The sequence below is a fragment of the Oryzophilus luti genome, from assembly GCF_059726245.1.
Genome location: NZ_AP040874.1, coordinates 74,814 through 100,601, shown reverse-complemented (window position 1 = coordinate 100,601; position 25,788 = coordinate 74,814). Strand labels below are relative to the sequence as shown.

Annotated in this window: 19 protein-coding genes and 1 riboswitch; of the genes, 15 read left to right on the top strand and 4 right to left on the bottom strand. The window is 62.8% G+C overall.

From position 1 onward, the window contains the following. Positions 1–54 precede the first annotated feature (54 nt). The gene (locus AC6IZO_RS00385) at positions 55–1,746 is read right to left on the bottom strand and encodes a tetratricopeptide repeat protein (protein WP_497806849.1); all 1,692 of its coding nucleotides are present in this window, start codon (positions 1,744–1,746) and stop codon (positions 55–57) included. 135 nt (positions 1,747–1,881) lie between these two features. Next, on the bottom strand, positions 1,882–2,820 hold the full coding sequence (locus tag AC6IZO_RS00380; protein WP_497806847.1) for a phosphate acyltransferase: 939 nt from the start codon (positions 2,818–2,820) through the stop codon (positions 1,882–1,884). A gap of 139 nt (positions 2,821–2,959) precedes the next feature. Next, positions 2,960–3,127: riboswitch (cobalamin riboswitch) on the top strand. Positions 3,128–3,230: 103 nt separating this feature from the next. On the opposite strand from AC6IZO_RS00380, the gene AC6IZO_RS00375 reads away from it, so the two are divergent. From AC6IZO_RS00375 to AC6IZO_RS00360, 4 genes are all read left to right on the top strand, one after another. Further along, positions 3,231–4,142: an ABC transporter substrate-binding protein gene (locus AC6IZO_RS00375; RefSeq protein ID WP_497806845.1), complete on the top strand. Its 912-nt coding sequence runs from the start codon at positions 3,231–3,233 to the stop codon at positions 4,140–4,142. Beyond that, positions 4,139–5,182, top strand: a complete 1,044-nt coding sequence (locus tag AC6IZO_RS00370; protein WP_497806843.1) for a FecCD family ABC transporter permease — start codon at positions 4,139–4,141, stop codon at positions 5,180–5,182. Before AC6IZO_RS00375 ends, AC6IZO_RS00370 begins: the two co-directional genes overlap by 4 nt. Next, positions 5,182–6,009: an ABC transporter ATP-binding protein gene (locus AC6IZO_RS00365; RefSeq protein WP_497806841.1), complete on the top strand. Its 828-nt coding sequence runs from the start codon at positions 5,182–5,184 to the stop codon at positions 6,007–6,009. The genes AC6IZO_RS00370 and AC6IZO_RS00365 overlap by 1 nt, the downstream gene beginning before the upstream one ends. A 151-nt stretch (positions 6,010–6,160) precedes the next feature. Beyond that, positions 6,161–8,107, top strand: coding sequence for a formate--tetrahydrofolate ligase (locus tag AC6IZO_RS00360; RefSeq protein WP_497806839.1), 1,947 nt, complete (start codon positions 6,161–6,163; stop codon positions 8,105–8,107). A gap of 133 nt (positions 8,108–8,240) precedes the next feature. Here AC6IZO_RS00360 and AC6IZO_RS00355 read toward each other — a convergent pair whose 3' ends face one another. Both AC6IZO_RS00355 and AC6IZO_RS00350 read right to left on the bottom strand, forming a co-directional pair. After that, positions 8,241–8,546, bottom strand: coding sequence for a hypothetical protein (locus AC6IZO_RS00355; RefSeq protein WP_497806837.1), 306 nt, complete (start codon positions 8,544–8,546; stop codon positions 8,241–8,243). A 52-nt stretch (positions 8,547–8,598) separates the two neighbouring features. Further along, positions 8,599–9,360 carry an ANTAR domain-containing protein gene (locus AC6IZO_RS00350; RefSeq protein ID WP_497806835.1) on the bottom strand — a complete coding sequence of 254 codons (762 nt, stop codon included), beginning with the start codon at positions 9,358–9,360 and terminating at the stop codon, positions 8,599–8,601. A 497-nt stretch (positions 9,361–9,857) separates the two neighbouring features. On the opposite strand from AC6IZO_RS00350, the gene nifH reads away from it, so the two are divergent. The 11 genes from nifH (at position 9,858) to AC6IZO_RS00295 (ending at position 25,631) form a co-directional block, all read left to right on the top strand. Beyond that, complete coding sequence (gene nifH, locus AC6IZO_RS00345; RefSeq protein WP_497806833.1) at positions 9,858–10,706, top strand: nitrogenase iron protein; 849 nt, start codon at positions 9,858–9,860, stop codon at positions 10,704–10,706. Positions 10,707–10,772: 66 nt separating this feature from the next. After that, positions 10,773–12,389, top strand: a complete 1,617-nt coding sequence (gene nifD, locus AC6IZO_RS00340) for a nitrogenase molybdenum-iron protein alpha chain (protein ID WP_497806831.1) — start codon at positions 10,773–10,775, stop codon at positions 12,387–12,389. Positions 12,390–12,493: 104 nt separating this feature from the next. Next, a complete protein-coding gene (nifK, locus tag AC6IZO_RS00335) occupies positions 12,494–13,876 on the top strand; it encodes a nitrogenase molybdenum-iron protein subunit beta (protein ID WP_497806829.1) in 1,383 nt (460 codons plus the stop codon). Between the two features lie 132 nt (positions 13,877–14,008). Beyond that, the gene (gene nifE / locus AC6IZO_RS00330) at positions 14,009–15,370 is read left to right on the top strand and encodes a nitrogenase iron-molybdenum cofactor biosynthesis protein NifE (protein WP_497806827.1); all 1,362 of its coding nucleotides are present in this window, start codon (positions 14,009–14,011) and stop codon (positions 15,368–15,370) included. After that, a complete protein-coding gene (locus AC6IZO_RS00325) occupies positions 15,367–16,752 on the top strand; it encodes a nitrogenase component 1 (protein WP_497806825.1) in 1,386 nt (461 codons plus the stop codon). The genes nifE and AC6IZO_RS00325 overlap by 4 nt, the downstream gene beginning before the upstream one ends. A gap of 11 nt (positions 16,753–16,763) precedes the next feature. Beyond that, on the top strand, positions 16,764–18,029 hold the full coding sequence (locus AC6IZO_RS00320; protein ID WP_497806823.1) for a radical SAM protein: 1,266 nt from the start codon (positions 16,764–16,766) through the stop codon (positions 18,027–18,029). A gap of 25 nt (positions 18,030–18,054) precedes the next feature. Continuing rightward, the gene (locus AC6IZO_RS00315) at positions 18,055–18,360 is read left to right on the top strand and encodes a (2Fe-2S) ferredoxin domain-containing protein (RefSeq protein ID WP_497806821.1); all 306 of its coding nucleotides are present in this window, start codon (positions 18,055–18,057) and stop codon (positions 18,358–18,360) included. 10 nt (positions 18,361–18,370) lie between these two features. After that, on the top strand, positions 18,371–19,513 hold the full coding sequence (locus AC6IZO_RS00310; protein WP_497806819.1) for a hydroxymethylglutaryl-CoA lyase-like TIM-barrel protein: 1,143 nt from the start codon (positions 18,371–18,373) through the stop codon (positions 19,511–19,513). Between the two features lie 287 nt (positions 19,514–19,800). Continuing rightward, positions 19,801–21,036: an efflux RND transporter periplasmic adaptor subunit gene (locus tag AC6IZO_RS00305; RefSeq protein WP_497806817.1), complete on the top strand. Its 1,236-nt coding sequence runs from the start codon at positions 19,801–19,803 to the stop codon at positions 21,034–21,036. 6 nt (positions 21,037–21,042) lie between these two features. Next, a complete protein-coding gene (locus AC6IZO_RS00300; protein WP_497806815.1) occupies positions 21,043–24,210 on the top strand; it encodes an efflux RND transporter permease subunit in 3,168 nt (1,055 codons plus the stop codon). Continuing rightward, complete coding sequence (locus AC6IZO_RS00295) at positions 24,207–25,631, top strand: efflux transporter outer membrane subunit (RefSeq protein WP_497806813.1); 1,425 nt, start codon at positions 24,207–24,209, stop codon at positions 25,629–25,631. Before AC6IZO_RS00300 ends, AC6IZO_RS00295 begins: the two co-directional genes overlap by 4 nt. The last annotated feature ends 157 nt before the right edge of the window (positions 25,632–25,788 follow it).

Sequence of the window (25,788 nt, the reverse complement as noted above, 5' to 3'; positions counted from 1 at the left end):
GTTCCCGCGTTACGACACGGCTGGCATGAATCCGAGAGTCCTCTCCGCAAGCCACTATTGCAGTGACTGCAGACGGCTGGCCGCCTGCTGCGCGGCGGGGCTTCCGGGCTGGACAGCCAGTTCCGCGCGATACTCCGCGGCGGCGCCTGCACGGTCTCCCTGCGCGAGGAGAATCTCTCCAAGGATCAGGTGATAGCCCTGCGCGGAGGGTGCCCGTTGCAACGCCAGGCGCGCATTCTGCGCGGCCTCGACGGGCCTCCCCTGCTTCCACTGCGCCACGGCCAGCAGAATGAACTGGTCGGCATCGCGCGGGTCAATCCGCACGCCTTGGGAAAGAGAACGCTCGGCCTCGGCGTAGCGCTCCTGATGCAGCAGGATGCGGCCCAGATTGTAGTGCGAGCGCCAGAACCCGGGGGCGCGCTCAATCACCTGCCGGTAGAGCGCCAGCGCCTCTTCAGTACGGCCGCGCTTTTGCAGTGCGTTGCCGAGGTTATCGCGCACGTTGCTGCTCTCCGGCACCATCGCCAGGCCGTTCCTGTACAGCAGAACGTCGTTGGCCCACGGCACCAGGTTGTAGAGCGTCACTGCGAGCGCCGCCAGGACCACAACCCCCAGCACTACCGCAGTGCGCTGGGGAGCTTCTGCAATGACGGGCAGCTCCTTCAGCAGTGCGACGGCCAGCAGCAGCATGCCAAATGACGAGATGTAGAGGAACCGGTCGTGCAGGAAGTCGTTCGGCGTCAGCGCACGCAGATAGAACGTTGGGAGCAGGAAAAGGAACGTTGCGATAAGGGCCAGCATGGCAACGTGGCGCTCACGGCAGCGAGAGATCAGCCACAGCAGAAGCGCCGCACACGCCAACAGCGCGAGCAACGGCATCCAGAAGCCACCCCACTCGGCGCGGGCCACGTACTGGCAGCGGTAGAACTCGCCGAGGCGGAGAGGGAGCACAAGGTGCTTCACCTCAAACCAGAGCACGGAAGGCGCAGTCAGCAGCATCGTGCTCCAAGGCAGGCTGCTGGCAGAAGATGCGCTTCCGACGCTCCCGCCTAATTGCTGCATGCGCAGCAGGGCATACACGGGCCAGAGCAGGAAGAACAGGGCTGACTGCCGCAGTGCCGGCAGCAGACTTCGCGAAAGACTCGCCTGTGTGCCATTCGCTTCGTTCGGCTCCCCCGCTTGTGGGGCCAGCCAAGCAGCGGCCAGCACGAGGACGGGGAACACCAGCGCGGATTCCTTGGAGAACATCCCGGCCAGCGCCATCGCAAGCGAACCGGCGAGCGCCCAAATAGCGTTCTTCTCGCGCCAGCGCAAAAACAGCCACAGGCTCAGAAGCAGACTGAACGTCATGAGCAGGTCGCTCGCAGCCGCCACCCACGCCACGTTCTCCACGTGCACCGGATGCACCGCAAACAACGCGCTCACGGCAAAGGCAGCGCCCCGGCTCCGCAGCAGGCGGGCCGCCAGAACAAACACAAGGAACGTAATGGCAACGTGCAGCAGCACCATTGCCGCATGCCATCCGGCGGGATTGAGACCAAAGAGCTGAAAGTTAAGCTTGCTCCACAGCCCGGTCATTGGACGCACCAGCGCCACGTCCCCGGAGGAAATGGTCCCTGCAACCTGGTTATGCCACGCGCGCAGATTCAGATTGTTCACGATCACCACTTCGTCGTCGTAAACAAACTCAAAGGCAAGCGTGCCGAGATAGGCGATGGCCGCCAGCGCGCAACTCACCAGTTCCATTGCGCCCGGCTGGAAAAACACAGAAGTCTGGCCTGCAGATGCGGGAGATGTCTTGCTCATGGTCATAGAGGCAGTGGTGCGCTTCGCCGCATGATGCAGCGACGGACTGAGTATACGGCCTTGCGGAGCCGGTTGCTATCGCGCCGCGCAGATGACGCCGAAGGCGATGGCGTTGATCTTGTCCTCGGCGCTCTCCACGCGCGAAGGAATAAGGATGGGCACGGTCGCACCCACAACCACGTGCGCGCACGCCGAACCGCCCAGATACTTGGCGCTCTTGCCGAGCAGATTTCCGGCCTCAATGTTCGGGACCACCAGGCAGTCAGCATAACCGGCGGCCTCAAGCCTCAGCCCCTTGGCCTCTGCCGCGGAACGCAGCAGCGCGCAGTCGAGCGCAACAGGCCCGAATATCTCGGCGTCGCCGAACTCACCGGCGGCACCCATCTCTGCCAGGGCCTTGGCATCCACCGTGGAGGGCAGCGCCTCGGAGACCGCCTCGGTGGCGCTCATGATGGCCATCTTCGGGCGGCGGAAGCCGATGTTGCGCAGCGCAAGAATGGCGTTCTGCACGATCTGCTTCTTGTGCTCAAGCGAAGGCGCCACGTTCAGACCGCCATCGGTGATGCCCACCAGGCGGCGGTAGCCGGCAAGCGTGTCTTCATAAAGAAGCACATCGCTCAGGATGCGCCCGGTGCGCAGTCCGTGCTCACGGTTCAGCACCGCGCCCAGCAGTTCGTCTGTTCGCAGGTGCCCCTTGAGCAGCACATCCACTTCGCCTGCGCGCGCCATGGCCACAGCCGTGGCGGCCGGCGCATCGGAAGCAACAATGCGCGCACCGGCCAGCAGTTTTGAGAGTCCAAGCTGGGTGGCCTTACGGCGTATGTTCTCCGCGTTGCCGATGAGGACGATCTCCGCCATGCCAAGTTCGTGCGCGCCACTGCCGGCGGTCAGCGCCACATCATCGTCGGCGGTGACCACGGCAACCCTTCGCGGGCCAAGTTCGCAGGCGCGCTCGCGCAGTTCCTGAAAATTCGCAATCGGCTTCGACAACGCCCGCACCGCAATATTCGGCATAGGTAACTCCGCACTCCGGAGAATCGCGCTCGCGCCACAGCGGAAGACTACGGTGGTCCGGCCTGACGCAAACGTACCATTCTGCTCCCGGCGGGGCCGTTTCCGCTATTCAGGCGTTTGATTGTGGTGCATAATTTTGTTGGTATCAGAAAGGCTTGGTGTAGGGAAGGCGGTGAAAGTCCGCCACTGCCCCGCAACTGTAAGTGCTGAGGTGACGGTCACGATTGCCACTGGAGCGACGCTCTGGGAAGGCGGCCGAAGCCAACGAAGCACGAGTCAGGAGACCTGCCAGGCACATGTCACGGCTTGAGTCGGCTTCGATGGGAGAGCCGGCGAGCATCTCGCGGTCACACGACCCGCAGAAGCTGCCAATCAGAATCCCACCTGACGCACATGCGTACGGGTGACCAATGCAGCGTGGTTTTCAGTTGAATTTCGGCAGCAATCTCAGGCGCGCATTCGGCGCGGCGCTGCTGCTCTGCGTTTGCGCGGCGCAGTCCGCCTGGGCCAGCCGCGTGCTGCGTGATGAAACCGGCCGCACCGTAACGCTGCCCGATCATGTGCAGCGCGTCGTCTCGCTCACACCGGCCATTACGGACACCATCTACGCGCTCGGCGGCGGCGCGCAACTGGCGGCTGTCACTGATTACACGGAGTTCCCTGCCGAGGCCCGTCAAAAGCCCCGCATCGGAGACATTCTGCATCCGTCGCTGGAGCGCATCGCGGCCTTGCATCCCGACGTGGTCATTGCCATGTCGACCCTGAACAGCCCGGACACCATCCGCAACCTTGAGCACATCGGCGTTCCTGTCTTCCTCGTCTCCGGGCAGGACTTGGCGGGCATTTACCGCTCGGTGGAGAGCATTGGCCACGTACTGGGGCGCGAACGCGAAGCGCAGCAACTGTTCAACAGCCTGCACGCGCGCGAGCGCAAAGTGCGAACACAGGCTCCGGCTAAGCGGCCCTCCGTGCTGCTGGTGGTTTCCGTCGATCCCTGCATCACCGCCGGGCATGGCTCATTCCTGACGGAAATGCTGGAAGCGGCGGGCACGCGCTCGGTCACCGCGGACATTCCGCGCGAGTGGATACGGCTGAACGTGGAGTCTCTGCTGGCGCGCAAGCCGGACTACATCCTCGTACTCGGACAGGCACCGTTCAGCGTGCGCGAATTGCAGTCACGCGCGGGCTGGCGAGAGCTGGAGGCCGTGCAGCGCGGACGCGTGCTGCGCATTGACGACCGCCTGCAGGTTCCCGCTCCGGTTGCGTTCGACGGCCTTGAGGCGCTGGCGCAGCAACTCCGCACCGCCGGAGGCGCGCGATGAGACTGGCCACCGCGCCCGCACATTCACTGCGCCGACTGGAAACCCTTGGCACCGGCGTGCTGCTGACGGCGGCGGCGCTGGTGGCGGTTTCGGCAATTCTGATTTCTGCAGGCATTGGCGCGGTACGCATCGCGCCGCTTGATGTTCTGCGCATGGTGCTGCATCCCGCACAGGCCGGCGATGCGGGAGTGGTATTGTTCAGCCTGCGGCTGCCGCGTGTGCTGGCGGCGGCGCTGGCAGGCGCGGGGCTTTCAGCAGCGGGTGTGCTCTTTCAGGGGCTGTTCCGCAATCCGCTGGCGGACCCGTTCGTACTGGGGGCCTCCGGTGGCGCGGCACTGGGCGGCGCGCTTGCGCTATTCCTGGCACCAACACTGTCATTCGCCGGCATGAGTGCCTCGGCTCTGTTCGCATTCGCCGGGTCGTTGCTGACCATGGCGATTGTGTGGGCCTTGGCCGGGCGCGGTGCCAGCGTGGAAAACATGCTGCTGGCGGGCTTCGCAATTGGCACCATGCTGAACGCCGCGACAACGGCCTTTGAGTTCGCGCAGGAAGCCTCGAATTCCTCGGCGCGGCTGCTGATGGTCTGGCTCTACGGGCAGATTGGCGTGCCGCCCTGGACGCAACTGGCATTGACTTCGGTGCTGATGCTGCTTTCCATCGGCGCGGCGCTGCCGCTGGCGCGCACGTTGAACACGCTGGCACTTGGCGAAGAATATGCGGCGCAGCTTGGCGTGCCGGTGGCGCGCGTGAAGATCGAAGTTGTGGTGCTGGGCTCGCTGCTGACGGCGCTGGCGGTTTCGCTCGGTGGACTCATTGGCTTTGTCGGACTGCTGGTGCCGCACGTGCTGCGCATCAGCTTTGGCCCGGACCAGTTTCGGCTGCTGCCGCTGGCGGCGCTGGCGGGCGCAGCGTTCCTGGTGCTGGCAGATTCGATTGCACGCACCGTCATTGCGCCGTCGGAGATTCCCGTCGGCATACTCACGGCGTTTCTTGGCGGTCCCATGTTTCTGTACCTGCTGTACAAAAGAAGGAAGGCGTAATGGCTGCAATGCTGGAAGTGCAACGCGTGGGCTTTGACCGCGGCGAGCGGCACATCTTCCGAGACCTGTCGTTCACGGTGCCGGAAGGCGGCATGATGGCCCTGCTCGGCCCGAACGGCGTGGGCAAAAGCACGCTGATGAGCCTGATCTGCGGGCTGGAGCAGCCGCTGGCAGGCGACATCCGTGTGGCCAGTCGCGCGCTCCGCGAATGGAAGCGCAAAGAGCTTTCACGCACGGTCGCACTGGTGCCGCAGACGCTGTTTGTCCCCTTCTCGTTCCGTGTGGAGCAGATTGTGGCGCAGGGCCGGGTGCCGCACCTCGGACGCTTTGGCGCGCTCACGCGGCACGACCGCGAAGTGATTGACGCGGCCATGGACGTCACCGACGTGGCCGCCATGCGCCACCGCACCTTCGACGAACTTTCCGGCGGCGAGATGCAGCGCGTGAAGATTGCCATTGCGCTTGCGCAGGAGCCACGGCTCATGCTGCTCGACGAGCCGACGCAGCACCTTGACGTGGGACGCCAGGTGGAACTGCTGCATCTGCTGCGCCAGCTGAACGAACGCGGCATTACCATCTTCGCGGCCCTACACGATCTGACACTGGTGCGCGAGAACTTCGGCAACGTGGTGCTGCTGACGCCGTATCCGGCCTGCCATGCAGGCAGCACTGAAGAAGTGATGACACCGGAGCTGCTGCAGAAGGCTTTCGGCGTGAGCGCCGCCAATTTCCGCCAGTCGTTCCGGCCGCAGCCAGCCGCCCGCGAAGCGGTGCTCGAATTCCCCGCGCGCGCCGAATCCGGGCGCAAATCCGGCCGAATCAATTAGACTTAAGATATCCACATGAAATCAGGGCCCGGTTCACCCCGGGCCTTTCGTCTGGGCAGAATTCCGCATCCTGCTCCGCCGTTCTGCTTTGCAGAAAGTATCCTATTCATGTGAATTGATCTGGTCCGCATGGCGGACATTGGAGATTGTGATGTCACAGTTCCCTGCTTCCCCTGATGCTCTTATCCCCTCGCAAGCCGACGGCGCTCCCGTGCAGCCCAAGCGCCCCTCGGTGCCAAGCGACCTTGAAATTGCGCAGGCCGCCACGCCGATCCCGATTACGCACATTGCCACAGAGGCCGGCATTCTGCCGCACGAGCTGGAACTGTACGGCAACACCAAAGCCAAGGTGCATCTGTCGATCCTCGAACGGTTGAAGCGCAAACCCGGCGGCAAGTATGTGGTGGTCACGGCCATTACGCCCACGCCGCTTGGCGAAGGCAAAACGACGACGACGGTCGGCCTGAGCCAGGCACTGGGCTCGCATCTCGGCAAGAAGGTCTTCACCTGCATTCGCCAGCCAAGCCAGGGTCCTACGTTCGGCATCAAGGGCGGCGCGGCCGGTGGCGGGTACAGCCAGGTCATCCCGATGGAGGAATTCAACCTCCACCTGACGGGCGACATTCACGCCATCAGCGCGGCCAACAACCTGCTTGCCGCCGCCATCGATACGCGTATCTTCCACGAGTCCACGCAGAGTGACGAAGCGCTGTTCAACCGCCTTTGCCCCACGGCCAAGGACGGCAGCCGCCGCTTTGCGCCGTCGATGCTGCGCCGCCTGCGCAAACTCGGCATTGAGAAGACAAATCCCTGCGAGCTGACGCCCGAGGAGCGCCGCCGCTTCGCGCGGCTCGACATTGATGCGGACACCATCACCTGGCGTCGCGTCGTCGACACCAACGACCGCATGCTGCGCGGCATCACCATCGGGCAGGGCGCAAACGAGAAGGGCCTGACGCGCGAGACCGGCTTCGACATTGCCGTGGCCAGCGAGATCATGGCCATCCTTGCGCTGACCACCAGCCTCACCGACATGCGCGAACGACTGGGCCGCATGGTCTTTGCCTCCGACAAGCAGGGCAACCCGGTGACTGCCGAGGACCTTGGCGTGGCGGGCGCGCTCACCGTGCTGATGAAGGACACGATCATGCCCACGCTGATGCAGACGCTGGAGGGCACACCGGCCTTTGTGCACGCTGGACCGTTCGCCAACATCGCGCACGGCAACTCCTCGATCATCGCCGACCAGATGGCGCTCAAGCTCGTGGGGCGCGAAGGCTACGTCATCACGGAAGCAGGCTTCGGTGCCGACATCGGCTTTGAGAAGTTCTGCAACATCAAGTGCCGCCAGAGCGGCCTAGCACCGGATTGCGCGGTGCTGGTGGCTACCATCCGCGCGCTGAAGATGCACGGCGGCGGTCCGAAGGTGGTTGCGGGCCAGCCGCTGCCGCCCGCCTACACGGACGAGAACCTGGAGCTGCTGGAGAAGGGCTGCGCGAACCTGGCACGCCACATCGCCATCGTGCGCAAGTTCGATATTCCGGTGGTGGTGGCCATCAACCGCTTCAACACTGACACCGACGCGGAGGTTGCGCTGGTGCGGCGGCTGGCCCTGGAAGCCGGAGCCGAGGACGCAGTGATGAGCGACCACTGGGCCGAGGGCGGCGCAGGTGCCGAAGCACTGGCGGATGCGGTGGTCGCGGCCTGCGACCGTCCGAACAGCTTTCACGTGCTCTACCCGAAGGAGACCTCGATCAAGGAGAAGATTGAGACCATCGCGCGCGAAATGTACGGCGCGGCGGGCGTGGAGTACTCCCCCGAGGCAGAGAAGAAAATCGAGCTTTACACGCGGCAGGGCTTCGACAAGCTGCCGATCTGCATGGCGAAGACGCACCTCAGCCTGAGCCATGATCCGCTGCTGAAGGGCGCGCCGACGGGCTTCATCGTTCCCGTGCGCGATGTGCGCGCCAGTGTGGGCGCGGGCTTTGTGTACCCGCTGCTGGGCACCATCAACACGCTGCCCGGACTGCCCACGCGCCCCGGGTACTACGAGATCGACATTGACACGCGCACCGGCCGGGTCATCGGACTGTCGTAGCGCGGTGTTTCAGAAGAAGTCTGCTGGAAACAAGAATGAGCACAGTCCCCGCGGATTGTGCTCATTCTTCTTGTACGCGAAACACGCAGCAAAGCTCCTGCCTGCCGCGCTGCCAATTCCTTGTGAATTGCGCCTACCGCTGCGGCATGGGTATGACGCGGTGCCCGCCGGATGGCGCATTCGGCTGCTTGAGCACGCCCTTCTCCTCCATCTCGTCAATCAGAATGTCGAGGAGCGACATGACAATCTCCGGGCGGTGCCGCGCCTCTTCCACAAGATGGCGCGAGCAGATGGGACGGCCCTCCCAGTCGGGCAGGTCGCCGTCGGCGATGGAGGCGTAGAGCTGATAGCGCGCCTGGTTGGCGCATTTGCCGGCACTGCACTTGTGCTGGAGCGCGCCGTTCTCGTCCTTCAAATTAATGGCCACTAGATTGAACATTTCGTGTTCCTTTCCACAAGCTGCTTGCGCTGCCGGTTGCGGGAGTTTGAAGTTATGAGTCTTTGCCGTTGCCGTTGGTGGCGGCGCGGCGGTTGATGATGTTCTCCACTGTAAGTACGCACTCGGCCATGTCGCGGATGGAGCGGCGCGTGCGACGGCTCTCTTCGCGCAGCGCAGCGTAGGCTTCCGGCTCGGTCATGCCATAGCGCTGCTGCAGAATTCCCTTGGCGCGCTCGATCAGCTTGCGTTCCTCAAGCTGCTGGCGAATGAGCTGCGCTTCCTGCTTGAGCCGCGCGTTGTGTTCGGCGAGTTGCGAGTAGGCAATGGCTCCTCCCATCTGCTCGCCCAGAAAGCTGAGGATGGCCATCTCGGCCGGGGTGTGCGCGTGTGCTTCGCGGTGATGCACGTTGAGCACGCCGATCACTTCTCCACCGCGCAGCAGCGGCAGCGACAGCAGCGCTTCGTAGGTGTCTTCCACCAGAGTGGAGAAGCTCTTGAAACGCGGGTCTCGCCAGGCCTCGTGGCTGAGCGCAACAATGCTGTTGTGCTGCGCCACCCAGCCGGTGATGCCTTCACCAATCGTCAGCCGCACCTCGCCGATTTCGGCGTCATGCGGTAGCTGCGAGGCGCGCAGAACAATGTCTCCGGTTTCGTGGTCCGGCAGGTAAACCAGGCAGGCGTCGCAACCCGTGACCTCGACGGCAATCGAGATCAGCTCCTGCAACATGTCGTCAATCGACAGGCCGCTGCTTACAACGCGACTGGTGCGGTGCAGGATCGCAACTTGCCACTTTGCCGTTTCCTCGTGCGGCATTTTTGCTCCAACGCAGAATTCATCCCTCACCCCACACCCAGTAGTGCGAGGTTAAAGAGACACCGGCGTTGTGGCCAATCAAAACTTTCTATCCGTGTTATAAGCACGCGCGGCGGAGCCTGTATTCATGCGGTTGTAATAGAGATGCATGGCGCGGCAATCAGGAAAACCGGCAGCATGCGATAGATTTTTTCGATTGGACGCGCCGAATCGTTCTGCGTATGCTCGCATCATCACAACCGGAAACCAAGCAAGCACGCCGACCATGACCGTCGCTGCGGGCTTTCTATTTTTCCGTTTCGCTTGAAGGCGTCGCGCCGTAGCTGCCGCCTCATCCGTGCTCTCAGTTCGAGCCAGGGCCCTGTGCCGTGTTCCACGGCTGGCCCGCACAACTACAACACAGTTCGCAACCGCGCGAGTGCGTCTCGCGCGCACAGAGTTCTCTTCCTCCGCGGAAGAGAGCCCACAGACTTTTATTCCATCAAGGAGCAGACATCATGAGGAAGGTTGCAATCTACGGCAAAGGCGGCATCGGCAAGTCCACCACCACGCAGAACACGGTCGCGGCTCTGGCGGAAATGGGCAAGAAGGTAATGGTTGTCGGCTGCGATCCGAAGGCCGATTCGACGCGCCTGCTGCTGGGCGGCCTGGCTCAGAAGACCGTGCTCGACACGCTGCGCGATGAGGGCGACGAAGTCGATCTGGAAGATATCCGCCGCGTAGGCTTCGGCAGCACCTACTGCACGGAGTCCGGCGGCCCGGAGCCGGGCGTGGGTTGCGCCGGCCGCGGCATCATCACCTCCATCAACATGCTGGAGCAGCTCGGCGCCTACCGCGAGGATGTGGGCCTCGACTACGTCTTCTATGACGTGCTCGGCGACGTTGTCTGCGGCGGTTTTGCCATGCCGATCCGTGAAGGCAAGGCGCAGGAAATCTACATTGTCTGTTCCGGCGAAATGATGGCCATGTACGCGGCCAACAATATCTGCAAGGGCATTGTGAAGTTCGCGCAGGCCGGCGGCGTCCGCCTCGGCGGCCTCATCTGCAACAGCCGCAAGGTGGATAACGAACGCGAAATGATTCAGGAGCTGGCCCGCCAGCTCGGCACTCAGATGATCCACTTTGTGCCGCGTGACAACGACGTGCAGCGCGCCGAGATCAACCGCAAAACCGTCATTGACTGGAAGGCCACCTGTCCGCAGGCCGACGAATACCGCACGCTGGCGCGGTCCATCGAAGAGAACAAGATGTTCGTCATCCCGAAGCCGCTGGAGATCGAGTCGCTCGAGAAGCTGCTGATCGATTTCGGCCTGGCCGAGGAAGCCCCGAAAGAGGGCGTGGCCTAACCTGCTCCGCGGGGCCTGCCACCGGCAGGCCCACGCCATAACGACATTCGAGGTGAGGAAGCCGATATGACGATGGACCCGAAAGCATTCAAGGAAGAACTGATCTCCATTTACCCGAAGAAGCTGGCCCGCAAGCGCGCCGACCAGATCGTCGTCAACGAGCGTCGACCGGACGGCTCGGTGCCGGAGATCAAGGCCAACACGCGCAGCAGCCCGGGCATCATTACCCAGCGCGGCTGCACCTACGCCGGCTGCAAGGGCGTGGTCATCGGGCCCAGCCGTGACATTCTCAGCATCACGCACGGCCCCATCGGCTGCGGCTTCTACTCCTGGCTCACGCGCCGCAACCAGACGCGTCCGCCCAGCGACGATGCGCCGAACTTCATCAACTACTGTCTCTCCACGGACATGACCGAGCAGGAGATTGTCTTTGGCGGCGAGAAGAAGCTGAAGGCCGCCATCAAGGAGGCTTACCAGCTCTTCAAGCCGAAGGCCATCGCCATCTTCTCCACTTGTCCGGTCGGCCTCATCGGTGACGATGTGCATGCTGTGGCGCGCGAGATGAAGGCTGAGCTTGGCATCAACGTTTTCGGCTTCAGCTGTGAAGGCTACCGCGGCGTCAGCCAGTCGGCCGGCCACCACATTGCAAACAACCAGCTGCTGCGCCACGTCATTGGCCTGAATGACGCGGTGACCGAGGAAAAGTTCAAGGTCAACATGCTGGGTGAATACAACATCGGCGGCGATGCGTTCGTCATCGAGGAGCTGTTCAAGCGCTGCGGCATCAAGCTGGTCTCGACCTTCAGCGGCAACTCCGATTACGACAGCATGGCGAACTCGCACACCGCCGACTTGAACCTCATCATGTGCCACCGCTCCATCAACTACGTGGCCGAGATGATGGAAAAGAAGTTCGGCATTCCCTGGATCAAGATCAACTTCATCGGCGCCGATGCCACCGCCAAGTCTCTGCGCAAGATCGCCAAGTACTTTGACGATCCCGAACTGACCGAGCGCGTGGAGAAGGTGATTGCCGAGGAGATGCCGAAGGTGGACGCCGTGCTGGCGGACGTAAAGAAGCGCACCACCGGCAAGAAGGCAATGTTGTTCGTGGGCGGCTCACGCGCGCACCACTACCAGATGCTGTTCAACGAAATGGGCATGAAGACCATCGCCGCCGGTTACGAGTTCGGTCACCGCGACGACTACGAAGGCCGCCGCGTGTTGGCTGACATCAAGGTTGATGCCGACAGCAAAAACATTGAGGAGATCACGGTGGAGCCGGATCCGGAGCGCTACCGCTCGCGCCGCACGCCGGAACAGTTGGCCGCGCTGGCCGCCGATCCCGCAATGGAGTTGCGCGACTACGTTGGCATGATGCCCGAGATGGAAGAAGGACAGCTCGTCATCGACGACATCAGCGAGCACGAGATGGAGCAGTTGCTCGCCACCTACAAGCCTGACATTTTCTGCGCCGGCATCAAGGAAAAGTTCGGCGTACAGAAGATGGGCATTCCCTGCAAACAGCTGCACAGCTATGACTACGGCGGTCCCTACGCCGGCTTTGAAGGCGCCATCAACTTCTTCCACGAGATCGACCGCATGGTCAGCATGAAGGTGTGGAAGCTGACGACGCCGCCCTGGTTGCGCAAGGATGAACCCGCGCAATTCGCCGCCGACTAGCAGAACCAGCGGACGGTGCGCCAGACGGCCGCCGTCCCACCGTTCCAGTCAACAAAATCGTGCACACGTACTGCCCCTGGCGGGCAGAAGGGAGAGTTTTACCTATGTTGCTGCGACACACTTCCCCGGAGGTCCTTGAGCGGTCGGCCTTGACCGTAAACCCGGCCAAGACCTGTCAGCCCATCGGCGCCATGTACGCCGCGCTCGGCATCCACGGATGCCTGCCGCACAGCCACGGTTCGCAGGGATGCTGCGCCTACCACCGCAGCACGCTTACGCGCCATTACAAAGAGCCTGTGATGGCCGCCACCAGCTCGTTCACCGAAGGCTCTTCGGTCTTCGGCGGACAGGCCAACCTGCTGCAGGCCCTGCAGACGATCTTCACCGTCTACAACCCGGAGATTGTCGCCGTCCACACCACGTGCCTCTCCGAAACCATCGGCGACGACATCGTGCAGATTTCCGCCAAGGCGCGCGATGAGGGCAAGGTGCCGGAGGGCAAGTTGGTCATCCATTGCAACACGCCCAGTTATGTGGGTTCGCACGTCACCGGCTTCTCAAGCATGTGCAAGGCCATGGTCGACTACCTTGCCGAGCCCGGTAAGTCCGCCACGCGCCGCCTGAACGTGCTGCCCGGCTGGGTGGAACCGGCGGACATGCGCGAACTCAAGCGCCTGGCCGCCGTGCTTGGCGTGGAGATCGTGATGTTCCCCGATACCAGCGGCGTGCTCGATGCCCCGCAGACCGGCGAGCACGAATTCTATCCGCGCGGCGGCGCCACCATCGCCGAGATCAAAAGCTCCGGCTCCAGCACGGCCACCATCGCGCTCGGCCCCACGGCCTCCACGGCGGCGGCGGACGCGCTGGAACAGAAGTGCGAAGTTCCGCGCGAAATTCTTGAGCTGCCCTACGGCGTGAAGGCCACCGACCGCTACATTGACGCGCTGCGCACGCTCGGCGGCGTGCAGGTGCCGGCCTCCATCACCGACGAACGCGGCCGCCTGATCGACATGATGGCCGACATGCATCAGTACACGTTCGGCAAGCGTGTGGCGCTCTGGGGCGACCCCGATCAGTTGGTCTCGCTTTGCGAATTCCTCGTGGAGCTGGACATGAAGCCGGTCTACATCGTCAGCGGCACGCCCTCGACGCGCCTGGAAGACCGCCTGAAGACCGTGCTCGGCGACCTTGCCGACGAAGCCAAGATCGCCGTTGGTTCGCAGGCTGACATGTACCTGATGCACCAGTGGATCAAGAACGAATCGGTGGACCTGCTGATTGGCAACACCTACGGCAAGTACATCTCGCGTGACGAGGACATTCCGTTCCTGCGCCACGGCTTCCCCATCCTCGACCGCGTGGGACACCAGTTCTTCCCCACCGTCGGTTACACGGGCGGCATGCGGCTGCTGGAACAGATCCTGAACCTGTTCATGGACCGGCAGGACCGCACGGCACTGGAAGAGAAGTTTGAGCTGACTATGTAACGCCAGCATGGGCGCTTCGCCACGGCAAGGCGTACACGCTGGAAGGACACTCCGAAAGCACCACGCGGGCCGCACGCAACAGGCGGCCTGCAACAGAAACAAGCAGCAAGAAGCAACCTCGGGGAGTGGACGATGTCAGAGATTCTGAAGGAACGCAAAGGTCAGGTGCAGCGTAAAGGCTCCGAACCGTTCGCGCTGGAGTGTGAAAAGCCCAGCGCCGCAGGTTCGGTCAGCCAACGCGCCTGCGTCTTCTGCGGCTCGCGCGTCGTCCTCTATCCCATTGCCGACGCCCTGCACATTGTGCACGGGCCGATCGGTTGCGCCAGCTACACCTGGGACATTCGCGGCGCGCTCTCCAGCGGCCCGCAGATTCACCGCCTCAGCTTCTCTACCGACCTGCAGGAGCTGGACGTGGTGCATGGCGGCGAAAAGAAGCTGCGTGCGGCGCTGAACGAATTAATCGACGCGCACAAGCCGAAGGCAGCCTTCGTCTACGCCACCTGCATAGCCGGCGTCATCGGTGACGACGTGGATGCCATCTGCAAACTCGTCAGCCAGGACAAGGGAATTCCCGTGCTGCCCGTGCACTCCGAGGGCTTCAAGGGCACAAAGAAGGACGGCTACCGTGCCGCCTGTGACGCGCTCTACCAGCTCATCGGCACCGGCGACACCACGGCGATCACGCCCGCGAGTATCAACATCCTCGGCGACTTCAACCTCGCCGGAGAGATTTGGATGATCAAGGACTACTACCGGCGCATGGGCGTCGAGGCGGTCTCCTGTATCACCGGCGACGGCCGCGTGGATGAGATCCGCCGCGCGCATGGTGCGGCGCTCAACGTGGTGCAGTGCTCCGGCAGCATGACGCACCTGGCCAAGCGACTCAAGGATGAGTACGGCACGCCGTTCATCAAGGTTTCCTACTTCGGCGTCGAGGACATGTCGGAGGCGCTCTACGACGTGGCCCGCCACTTTGAGAGCGAAGAGATCATGCGCCGCGCGCAGGAACTTGTACGCGAAGAACTGACGCGCATCATGCCGGAGATTGCCCGCTACCGGAAGAAACTGACCGGCAAGCGTGCGGCCATCTACGTCGGCGGCGCCTTCAAGGCCTTCTCGCTGGTGCGCGCGCTGCGCCACCTCGGCATGAAAACCGTGATGGTCGGCTCGCAGACCGGCAACAAGGAAGATTACGAGATGCTTCGCGAGATGTGCGATGAAGGCACCATCATCGTCGACGACTCGAACCCGCTGGAACTGGCGACGTTCCTGAGCGAAGAGCATGTCGACCTGTTCATCGGCGGCGTGAAGGAGCGGCCCATCGCCTACAAGCTCGGCATCGGCTTCTGCGACCACAACCATGAACGCAAGGAAGCACTGGCCGGCTTTGAAGGCATGCTGAACTTCGCGAAAGAGGTTTACAGCAGCGTGGCCAGCCCGGTCTGGGCGCTCACCAACACCGCCCGCGGACGCTCGCTGGAGGTGGTGCGATGAGCACAGCTCCCAAGACTCCGAAGACTCCGGCACCGAACTGGGTGAGCACGCGCAACCCCTGCAAGCTGTGCGCGCCGCTCGGCGCTTCGCTCGTCATGCGCGGCATTGAAGGCGCGGTGCCTTTTCTGCATGGCTCGCAGGGATGCGCCACCTACATGCGCCGCTACATCATCAGCCACTTCCGCGAGCCTATGGACATTGCGGCCTCGGGCTTCAGCGAGGCAAGCACCATCTTTGGCGGCGGGCCGAACCTGCGCCAGGGCATCACCAACGTTGCGCGGCAGTACAAGCCCGCGCTGGTTGGCATCGCCACCACCTGCCTCACCGAGACGATCGGCGAGGACATGGGCTTGATGCTTTCGGAATTCAAGAACTCCGACGCCGGCAAAGACGCTCCCACGCTCGTGCATGTCTCCACGCCGAGCTACAGCGGCACGCACATTGATGGCTTCCACGCCGCGGTCCGCGCCGTGGTGGAGCAGCTCGCGACAAAGAATGACTCGGCGGCCCGCGACGGACACATCAACATTTTTCCCGGCTTCGTCTCCGCCTCGGACTTGCGCCACCTGAAGGAGATCGCCAATGCCTTCGAGCTGCCGCTGACGCTGTTCCCCGACTATTCGGAGACGATGGACGGGCCGGTGCTCGAGCACTATTCCAAGCTCCCCGCAGGCGGCACGCCGATCACTGCGCTGCGCTCGACGGCGAACGCAGCGGCCAGCATCGAGTTCGGACGCACGCTGCGCACGAAGGACTCTGCAGCATCGTTCTTGAAGAAACAGTTTGAGGTTCCTGCACACCGCGTCGGCATGCCTGTAGGCCTCCGCGAAAGCGATGCATTCTTCCAGGCACTCGAGGAGATCAGCGGGCGTCCAACGCCGAAGCTGTTTACAGCCGAGCGCGGGCGTCTGCTTGACGCCTATGTGGACGGTCACAAATACGTCTTCGGCAAACGCGCCATCGTCTTTGGCGACGAGGACCTTGTGATCGGCCTGGCATCTTTTCTCTCCGAAATCGGCGTGGTGCCCGTGTTGTGCGCCAGCGGCGGCAAGAGCGGCGCCTTTGCCGACTCCATCGCCGAGGTCACAGGCATCTGCACCGAAGAGGTGACGGCCCGCGACAATCTTGACTTCATGACCATGGCCGAGCTGGCGCGTGAGATGAAGATCGACTTCATGATCGGCCCCAGCAAGGGCGCACCACTCTCTCGCGAGCTCGGCGTGCCGCTCATTCGCGTCGGCTTCCCAATTCACGACCGCTTCGGCGGGCAACGCCGCCTGCACCTTGGCTACCGCGGCGCGCAAGAGCTTTTTGATCTCGTCGTCAACACGCTGCTTGAACGCAAACAGAACGCATCACCCATCGGCTACAGCTATCTGTGAGGTTGCAAACGATGCCATTGGATCTGACTCAGCACCCGTGTTTCAATTCCGAGGTCCGTCACACGACAGGACGCATCCACCTGCCGGTTGCCCCGCGCTGCAACATCCAGTGCAACTACTGCAACCGCAAGTTCGACTGCATGAATGAGAGCCGCCCGGGCGTGACCAGCGCGGTGCTCAAGCCGCAGCAGGCGGTCGCCTACCTGGGCGAGGTGCTGGAGCGCGTGCCGCAGTTGAAAGTGGTGGGCATTGCCGGACCCGGCGACCCGTTCGCCAGCGCCGACGAAACGATGGAGACCCTGCGGCTGGTACGTGAAAAGTATCCGGAGATGCTGCTCTGCGTGGCGAGCAACGGTCTGGCTATTGCGCCGCACGTTGAGGAACTGGCCCGGCTCGAAGTCAGCCACGTCACTATCACCATCAATGCCGTGGACCCGAAGATTGGCGCGCAGATTTACGGCTGGGTGCGCGACAACAAGACAATCTACCGTGGCGAAGCTGCCGCACGCATTCTGCTGGAACGCCAGCTTGAATCGATCAAGCTGTTGAAGGCCGCAGGCATTACCGTCAAGGCCAACACCATCCTTGTGCCCGGCATCAATGACGAACACGTGAAGGACGTTGCCTGGCAGATGCGTGAGCTGGGTGTGGACGTGATGAACTGCATCCCGGTCTACCCCGTCGAAGGCACGCCATTCGAGGACATGCCGGAGATCCCGATGGATGACCTGCGCGAGATCCGCGCCGAAGTGGGCGAGGTACTGCCGCAGATGGAGCACTGCTCACGCTGCCGCGCCGATGCCGTCGGCATGCTCGGCGACGACAAGGCAATCGAGCTGGTGGACATCATGCGGGCGGCTGCTAACGGCCTACTTGACGACCGCAGCAACCGCCCCTACGTGGCCGTGGCCAGCATGGAAGGAATCCTAGTCAATCAGCATCTGGGCGAGGCACAGAAGCTCTGGATCATGAAGTACGCCGAAGATGAACCCGAGCTGATCGAGTTCCGCGCAACGCCCGAACCGGGCGGCGGCAACGAGCGCTGGCGCGACCTGGCTGAAATTTTGAAGGACTGCCATTCGATTCTCGTCAGCGGTGTGGGCCGTGCGCCGCGCTGGGTGCTGGAGCGCGCGGGCGTGCGCGTGATCGAGATGCAGGGACTGATCTCCGATGCCATGACCAGCCTGCACACCACGGGAGAGGTTCCCGTGATGATGCAGCGGCAGTTCAAGGGTTGCGGCTCCGGTTGCCAGGGCACCGGCACCGGCTGCGCTTAATTCACGTTTCATAAGGAGCACGCATATGAAAGCACCGAAGCATCACATCTTTGTCTGCGCCAGCTTCCGGGTTGGCGGTGAAAGCCAGGGGGCCTGCGCCAAGAAGGACTCGGGCTCGCTGCTCGGGTACCTGGCCTCGGAACTGGCGGATCGCGGCATGGACGACGTAACGGTTTCGAGTACTGGATGCCTCAGCCGCTGTGAAAAGGGGCCGGTAATGATCGTCTATCCCCAGGGCTATTGGTACGGCGAGGTCAACGAGGAGAAGATCGACGAAATTCTGGACGCGCTGGAAGACGGCGAGCCTGCGGCTTCCCTGTTGATGAACTAAGGAGCCGACGATGCACCTTACTCATGACATGCCACCCGTGTGGATGATCGACTCCACGCTCCGCGACGGCGAGCAGGCGCCCGGTGTCAGCTTTACCCGCGCGGAGAAGCTGGCGCTCGCCGGCGTGCTCGACCGGCTCGGCGTGCCGGAGTTGGAGTGCGGCATTGCCGCCATGGGTGAGGCAGTGTGCGACGACCTGCGGGCGCTGGTCGCCAGCGGTCTGCATGCACGGCTGACAGGCTGGTGCCGCGCGCGGCGCGAGGATCTGGAGGCCACCGCCTCCTGCGGCCTGCGCTCGGTGCACATCGCGTTTCCACTTTCAGACGTGCAACTGGCCACGATTGGGCAGGACCGCGCCTGGGCCCTACGCAATGTGCATGAGTTTGTGGCGCTGGCGCGGACCATGTTCGATCACGTCTCGGTCGGCGCACAGGACGCCTCCCGAACCTCACCGGAATTTCTTCTGCGCTTTGCGGAAGCCGCGCGGGAAGCGGGCGCAAACCGTTTGCGCTATGCCGATACTGTAGGCCTTGCGAATCCATTTGTACTGCGCGAGCAGATTCGCGAATTGAAGACAGCCTGCGGAGAAATGATGTTGGAGTTCCACGGCCACAACGACCTCGGCATGGCCACGGCAAACTGTCTCGCCGCGGTTGACGGCGGAGCCGATGCGCTCTCCGTCACGTTGAATGGGCTGGGCGAGCGCGCTGGCAATGCGGCGCTGGAGCAGGTGACGCTTGCGCTCCGCCACGCTGCTGGGCGGGAGTGCGGTCTGCGCACCGAACTGCTGCCCCACGCCTGCGAGCTTGCGGCGGAGTTTTCCCGTCGGAGCATTCCCCCGGCGCAGCCTGTGGTCGGCACTGCGGCTTTCCAGCACGAATCCGGCATCCACGCCAGCGGACAGTTGCGCGATTCGCGCGCCTATGAGCCTTTTGCCGCTGCCGAAGTGGGCCGTTCTACCGAGATCATTGCCGGCACGCACTCCGGCCGCGATGGCGTAATTCACCTGCTGGAGCAGCAGGGCGTTCGCACTGATCGGGCCTCAGCCGCACGCGTGGTTTCAAAACTGAACACGCTGTGCCGCTCGCGAAAAGCGCCAGTCACCGCCCAGGAACTTGCTTCGCTCTACCGCGCAGCCTACTCCAAGCGCTAACGCTGGCAAAAGCCGCCATTTTTGCAATTCCCTCTCCGAAACATCCCATCCTTTTCAAGTATTTACAAAAGTTAATATCCATTGCTTTCTGGTGTATCGTCTACTTAAGTGGGGATGTTGTTTGACAATTGCGTAGTACCCTCACGCCCGGTGACAAGCCCACCGTCGCATTTCGTCGACTGAACATTGGGTTACGTTTTCCCGTCTCACTATCCAGCGGCTCCCAAACGAACTCGCCTTCGGTCGCCCTCAGTTTGTGCACGAAAACAGAAAGGATTTTTCCCAAGATGCATTTCGGTACATGGCCAAAAATGCTCATCGCAGGCAGCGTAGCGCTGGCGGGCCTGTTCGGCTCGGCTTGCAACGCCCATCGCAACGCAATGCCGCAGATGGGTCCGACGGAGGTTTCTGTTCTGACCCTCCAGCCGGAGCCCCTGGTGCTGACCACGGAGTTGCCGGGCCGCACCAGCGCATACCTGACCGCGGAGATCCGCCCGCAGGTCAATGGCATCGTCAAGGCCCGCTTGTTCCAGGAAGGTGCTCTGGTTCATCAGGGAGAGGTGCTTTACAGAATTGACCCGGCGCCCTATGAGGCGGCCGTGGGACAGGCCAAGGCAAACCTGGCGACTTCGCAGGCCGAACTCGTCAACGCACAGGCCAACCTGCCCTCGTTGCAGGCTCGTGTGGACCGTTACAAGGACCTGGTTGCCATCCACGCCGTGGGCCAGCAGGACTACGATGACGCGCTGGCTGCTCTACAGCAGGCGCAGGCCACGGTGAACTCGCGCAAGGCGGCGGTGGAATCCGCCCGTGCCGCGCTGCGCACCGCGGAGATCAACCTGTCCTACACGCCGATCAAGTCGCCCATCACGGGACGCATCGGCAAATCCAGCATCACGGTGGGTTCGCTCGCCAGCTCTTACCAGGCAACGCCGCTCGCCACCGTGCAGCAGCTCGACCAGGTGTACGTGGACGTGACGCAGTCGAACGCCGACCTGCTCCGCCTGCGTCATGACCTGGAAACCGGACGCCTACAGAAGGGCGGCAGCGACCAGCGCAAGGTGAAGCTGATCCTCGAGGATGGCTCCACCTATCCCATCGAAGGCACGCTGCAGTTCCGCGACGTCACCGTGGACCCGACGACCGGCGCCGTGAACCTGCGCATGGTCTTCACCAATCCCAAGGAAGTTCTGCTGCCCGGTACGTTTGTGCGCGCCGTGGTGGAAGAAGGTGTTCGTCAGCAGGCTCTGCTTATTCCGCAGCAGTCTGTTGCGCGCGACCCCAAGGGCAACCCGTTCCTGTGGGTGGTGGCAGCCGACGGCAAGGTACAGCGTCGCGGCATTGAGATCGAACGCTCCATCGGCAGCCGCTGGCTGGTCACCAAGGGTGTGAACAGCGGCGACCGCGTGATTGTGGAAGGCACCGACCGTGTGCGCGACGGCGCCGAAGTGAAGGCTGTGCCGTACCAGGCCTCCGCGAACAGCACGGATGCCCAGCCTGCGGCGGGTGCGGAGAGGAAGTAGGCATCTATGTCAAAGTTCTTCCTCGCGCGCCCCGTTTTTGCGTGGGTGATTGCGATCGGCATCATGGTCCTTGGCTGCCTGGCCATCTACACCCTGCCGATCTCGCAATATCCGCCCATCGCGCCGCCGTCCATCGCCATCCAGGCCGTCTATGCCGGTGCATCGGCTGAGACGGTGGAAAATACCGTGACCCAGATCATCGAGCAGAAGATGACCGGGTTCGACAACCTGCTTTACATGTCCGCCACGAGCGCCTCGTCCGGAGTCTCCCGTATTGAATTGACGTTCAAACCGGGGACGGACTCCGACGTAGCCTGGACTCAGGTGCAGAACAAGCTGCAACTGGCCACGGCCAGCCTGCCGGAGTCTGTGCAGCGTTACGGCATCACCGTCAGCAAGTCCACCCGCAACTACCTCATGTTCGTCGGTCTGGTCTCCGAGGACGGCAGCATGGACGCCGCCGACCTCCGTGACTATGCACAGTCGAACTTGGAAAAGGTGATTGCGCGTGTGCCCGGCGTCGGCGAGGTCACTTCCTTCGGCAGTCAGTACGCCATGCGCATCTGGCTCAACCCCGATCGTCTGACCGATTACAAGATGACGATCTCCGACGTGACCACCGCGCTGAAGGCCTACAACGTGGAAGTCTCCGCCGGACAGCTTGGCGGACAACCCGCAGTGCCCGGACAGCGGTTGAATTCGGCCATTGTGGTGCAGAACCTGCTGAAGACGCCGGAAGAGTTCGGCAACATTCCGATTCGCAGCAATCCGGATGGCTCCGTAGTGCGCGTGCGCGATGTGGCGCGCACGGAGATGGGCACCGAATCCTACGATGTTGAGGCTTATTACAACGGCAAGGACGCCGCTGGCCTGGCCGTCCGCCAGGTGCCAGGAGCCAACGCCCTTAACACGGCACAGGCCGTGCGCGACAAGGTCGACGAAATGTCGCGCTACTTCCCGCATGGCATGAAGGCCGTGGTTCCCTTTGACACCACGCCGTTCACGCGCGTGGCCATTCATGAAGTGGTGAAGACCCTGATCGAGGCCATCGTGCTGGTGTTCCTCATCATGTGGCTCTTTATGGGCAACATCCGCGCCACGCTCATTCCGACCATCGCCGTGCCGGTGGTGCTGCTTGGCACCTTTGGCGTCATGGCGCTGTTCGGGTACTCCATCAACATGCTGACCATGTTCGCCATGGTGTTGGCCATCGGCCTGCTGGTCGATGACGCCATCGTCGTGGTGGAAAACGTGGAACGCGTGATGAGCGAAGAGGGCCTGCCACCTCTGGAAGCCACTGCAAAATCAATGGAGCAGATTACCAGCGCCCTGATCGGCATCGCGCTGGTGCTCTCGGCTGTCTTCGGCCCCATGGCCTTCTTCTCCGGCTCCACGGGCATCATCTACCGCCAATTCTCCGTCACCATCATCGCCTCGATGTTGCTGTCGGTGGTTGTGGCGTTGATCCTGACCCCGGTACTATGCGCCACATTCCTGAAGCAGGTGGAACGCGGACATGACCTGACGGAAGGCTCCTGGTCGGTGCTGCGTCCGTTCCTGGCGTGGTTCAATCGCACCTTCAACTGGTGGCGAGAGCGCTATCTGAATGTGGTGCACCACTCATTCGCCAAGAAGGGCCGCTACCTGCTGCTTTATGTGGGTATCCTGGTGGTGGTCGGTGTGTTGTTCTTCCGTCTGCCAACCGGCTTCCTGCCGGATGAGGACCAAGGCTCCATCATCTCTTCCGTCGTGCTGCCCGCCGGCTCCACCAGCGAACAGACCCGCGCAGTCGCCATGCAGGTCACGCAGTACATCATGGCGAATGAGAAGGACGCGGTACAGAGCGTGATGCCGCTGGTTGGCTTCGGCATGGGCGGACAAGCCCAGAACCAGGGCATGATCTTCATCCGCCTGAAGGATTGGGACCAACGCAAGGGAGAGAAGAACACAGCGAAGGCTGTGGCCGGACGCATCATGGGACGCTTCATGGGACTCCGCGAAGCTCGCGTGCTCGCCTTCCCGCCGCCGCCGATCGTGGAACTCGGCACCGCCACCGGCTTCGATTCCGAACTGGTCGACTTCGGCGGCATCGGTCACGAGGGCCTGATGCAGGCACGCGATCAACTGCTGCAGATGGCCGCCAAAGACCCGCGCCTGGTGCGCGTGCGTCACAACGGCCTCGACGACGTGGCGCAGTTCCGCGTGGATGTGGATTGGCAGAAGGCCGGCGCGCTCGGCGCTCCGATCTCCACTGTGCACGACACCATTTCAACCGCCTTTGGCAGCGCCTACGTCAATGACTTCGTCAAGGGTGGACGCGTGAAACGCGTGTACGCACAGGCCGATGCTCCCTACCGCATGTTGCCGGAGGATTTGAACCGGCTCTACGTGCGCAACAATGCAGGCTCCATGGTGCCGTTCTCGTCGATCGCGAGCACGCGCTGGACCAGCGCGTCTCCGCAACTGGAACGCTTCAACGGCTTCCCCTCGCTGAACATCACGGGCGAACCTGCCCCAGGTGTCAGCTCCGGCGTGGCCATGAAGGCCATGGAAGAGCTGGTGAACAAGCTGCCCAAGGGTGTGCGGCTCGACTGGAACGCTCTCAGCTACCAGGAAAAGCAGGCAACCTCACAGGGACCGATTCTGTACGCATTCTCGATCCTCGTGATCTTCCTCTGCGTGGCCGCGCTGTATGAGAGCTGGACGATTCCGTTCGTCAACATGCTGATGCTGCCGCTGGGCGTCCTTGGCGCTCTGCTGGCAACCACTCTGCGTGGCATGCCGAATGACGTCTACTTCCAGATCGGCTTCCTGACCACCCTGGGCCTTTCCACCAAGAACGCGATCCTGATCATTCAGTTCATCAAGGAGCAGCGTCGTGAAGGCCTCGGCTTGGTCGACGCAACTCTGGCGGCGGTCCGCATTCGTTTCCGCCCCGTCATGATGACCTCGATGGCGTTCTTCTTCGGCACGCTGCCGCTGGCAATGGCCACCGGCGCCGGAGCCGGAGCCATGACCGGCATCGGCACCGCGGTCACGGGCGGCATGGTCTCGGCCACGTTCATCGACTTGATCTTCATTCCCATGTTCTTCGTCGCTGTCTCGGAATTCTTTGGCAGCAAGAAGAAGCAACCCGCCGACGCACAGGGCCCGGCCACCACGGAGGCAAAATGAAGCAGATGAATCGCACCATCCTCTGTGTTGCACTTGGCTCGACCCTGATGCTGGGCGGATGCGTGCCGCACCGCGATGCTTACAAGCAGCCGCCGGCGCCCACGCCGAACGCATGGAACACCGGACTGCCGGAGCAACAGACACAAGCTGCCTCCGGCGCTCCGGCCGCGGCTCAACTGAAGTGGGAGGAGTTTTTCCAGGATGCCAAGCTGCGTCAGGTCATCCAACTCTCGCTGACGAACAACCGCGATTTGCGCGTGGCGGCGGCCAACGTGGAAAAAACGGCGGCACAGTATCGCCTGCAGCGCGCCGAACTCGGCCCGAAGGTGAACGCCGGCTTCACGGCTGACACCTACCGGGTACCGGCCATCGCCACCAACAATAACAAGGCCTACACCTACAGCAGCACGCAGGCCGGGCTGACGATCTCATCGTGGGAGGTCGATCTGTTCGGTCGCCTGCGCAGCCTGAAGTCGGCGGCCTACGAGCAGTACATCGCCACCGACGAGGGCCGGCGTTCAACGCAGATATCTCTCATTGCTTCGGTCGCCTCCCAGTACCTGACACTGGCAGCCGACCGCGAGAGCCTGCGGCTGGCGCAGTCCACGCTTGAGGCACAGCAAACCAGCTATGACCTCATCCAGAAGAGCCGCGACCGCGGCGTCAAATCTGACGTGGACGTAAACCAAGCGTTGAGCCAGGTGCAGACCGCTCAGGTTGACGTCGCCCGCTACTCCAGCCAGGTAACGCTCGATGAGAATGCGCTGAACCTGTTGGTGGGCGCTCAGGTCCCGTCCGAACTGATGCCGGAATCGCTCGAAACGGCCGCAGCAGTCAAGGACGTCTCTGCGGGACTTCCCTCGGAAGTTCTGCTTCGCCGTCCCGATGTGTTGCAGGCCGAGCATGAACTGAAGTCCGCCTACGCCAACATCGCGGCCGCCCGCGCGGCTTACTTCCCGTCGCTGCTGCTGACGGGCGGTGGCGGCGTGGCCAGCACCGGGCTGAGCGGATTGTTCTCAGCCGACAAGGGCACCTGGCAGTTTGCACCTACCCTCTCCATGCCGGTCTTCGACCTGGGGACGCGCAAGGCAAACTACAGGTCTGCACAGGCCACGCGCGATGTTGCCGTTGCCACTTACGAGAAGGCCATTCAGAGCGCCTTCACGGAAGTGAGCGACGGTCTGAACCAGCGCAGCAAGTTGCTGGAACAGCAGAACGCGCAGTCCGCACTGGTGGATACGCTCAGCAACACCTACAAGCTGTCCGACGCCCGCTACAAGGCCGGCATCGACAGCTACCTGACGGTGCTCGACGCGCAGCGTTCGCTCTACAGCGGGCAGCAGGCACTGGTGAACGTGCGGCTCTCGCGCCTGACCAACCTGATCACCCTCTACAAGGTGCTCGGAGGCGGTGTGCAGTAGACACCGCTCGGCACTGGAAGCACTTGACCGGGTCCGCCATGCGGGCCCGGTTCTTTTTGCGCCCGAGCTTCGTGGCGCACCACACCAAGCGCTATTCGAGGGCTGTACTGTTGCGCGATTACCCTGCAAGCCCTCGCGGGATCACACGGCCATCGTG

Bases quoted from the DNA above. Each gene is read 5' to 3' on its own strand.
- AC6IZO_RS00325 (WP_497806825.1), top strand. From the start codon at position 15,367: ATGAGCACAGCTCCCAAGACTCCGAAGACTCCGGCACCGAACTGGGTG.
- AC6IZO_RS00355 (WP_497806837.1), bottom strand. From the start codon at position 8,546: ATGTTCAATCTAGTGGCCATTAATTTGAAGGACGAGAACGGCGCGCTC.
- AC6IZO_RS00315 (WP_497806821.1), top strand. From the start codon at position 18,055: ATGAAAGCACCGAAGCATCACATCTTTGTCTGCGCCAGCTTCCGGGTT.
- AC6IZO_RS00365 (WP_497806841.1), top strand. From the start codon at position 5,182: ATGGCTGCAATGCTGGAAGTGCAACGCGTGGGCTTTGACCGCGGCGAG.
- AC6IZO_RS00370 (WP_497806843.1), top strand. From the start codon at position 4,139: ATGAGACTGGCCACCGCGCCCGCACATTCACTGCGCCGACTGGAAACC.
- nifE (WP_497806827.1), top strand. From the start codon at position 14,009: ATGTCAGAGATTCTGAAGGAACGCAAAGGTCAGGTGCAGCGTAAAGGC.
- AC6IZO_RS00350 (WP_497806835.1), bottom strand. From the start codon at position 9,360: ATGCCGCACGAGGAAACGGCAAAGTGGCAAGTTGCGATCCTGCACCGC.
- AC6IZO_RS00310 (WP_497806819.1), top strand. From the start codon at position 18,371: ATGCACCTTACTCATGACATGCCACCCGTGTGGATGATCGACTCCACG.
- nifK (WP_497806829.1), top strand. From the start codon at position 12,494: ATGTTGCTGCGACACACTTCCCCGGAGGTCCTTGAGCGGTCGGCCTTG.
- AC6IZO_RS00380 (WP_497806847.1), bottom strand. From the start codon at position 2,820: ATGCCGAATATTGCGGTGCGGGCGTTGTCGAAGCCGATTGCGAATTTT.
- AC6IZO_RS00305 (WP_497806817.1), top strand. From the start codon at position 19,801: ATGCATTTCGGTACATGGCCAAAAATGCTCATCGCAGGCAGCGTAGCG.
- AC6IZO_RS00295 (WP_497806813.1), top strand. From the start codon at position 24,207: ATGAAGCAGATGAATCGCACCATCCTCTGTGTTGCACTTGGCTCGACC.
- nifD (WP_497806831.1), top strand. From the start codon at position 10,773: ATGACGATGGACCCGAAAGCATTCAAGGAAGAACTGATCTCCATTTAC.
- AC6IZO_RS00385 (WP_497806849.1), bottom strand. From the start codon at position 1,746: ATGGAACTGGTGAGTTGCGCGCTGGCGGCCATCGCCTATCTCGGCACG.
- AC6IZO_RS00300 (WP_497806815.1), top strand. From the start codon at position 21,043: ATGTCAAAGTTCTTCCTCGCGCGCCCCGTTTTTGCGTGGGTGATTGCG.
- AC6IZO_RS00375 (WP_497806845.1), top strand. From the start codon at position 3,231: ATGCAGCGTGGTTTTCAGTTGAATTTCGGCAGCAATCTCAGGCGCGCA.
- AC6IZO_RS00360 (WP_497806839.1), top strand. From the start codon at position 6,161: ATGTCACAGTTCCCTGCTTCCCCTGATGCTCTTATCCCCTCGCAAGCC.
- AC6IZO_RS00320 (WP_497806823.1), top strand. From the start codon at position 16,764: ATGCCATTGGATCTGACTCAGCACCCGTGTTTCAATTCCGAGGTCCGT.
- nifH (WP_497806833.1), top strand. From the start codon at position 9,858: ATGAGGAAGGTTGCAATCTACGGCAAAGGCGGCATCGGCAAGTCCACC.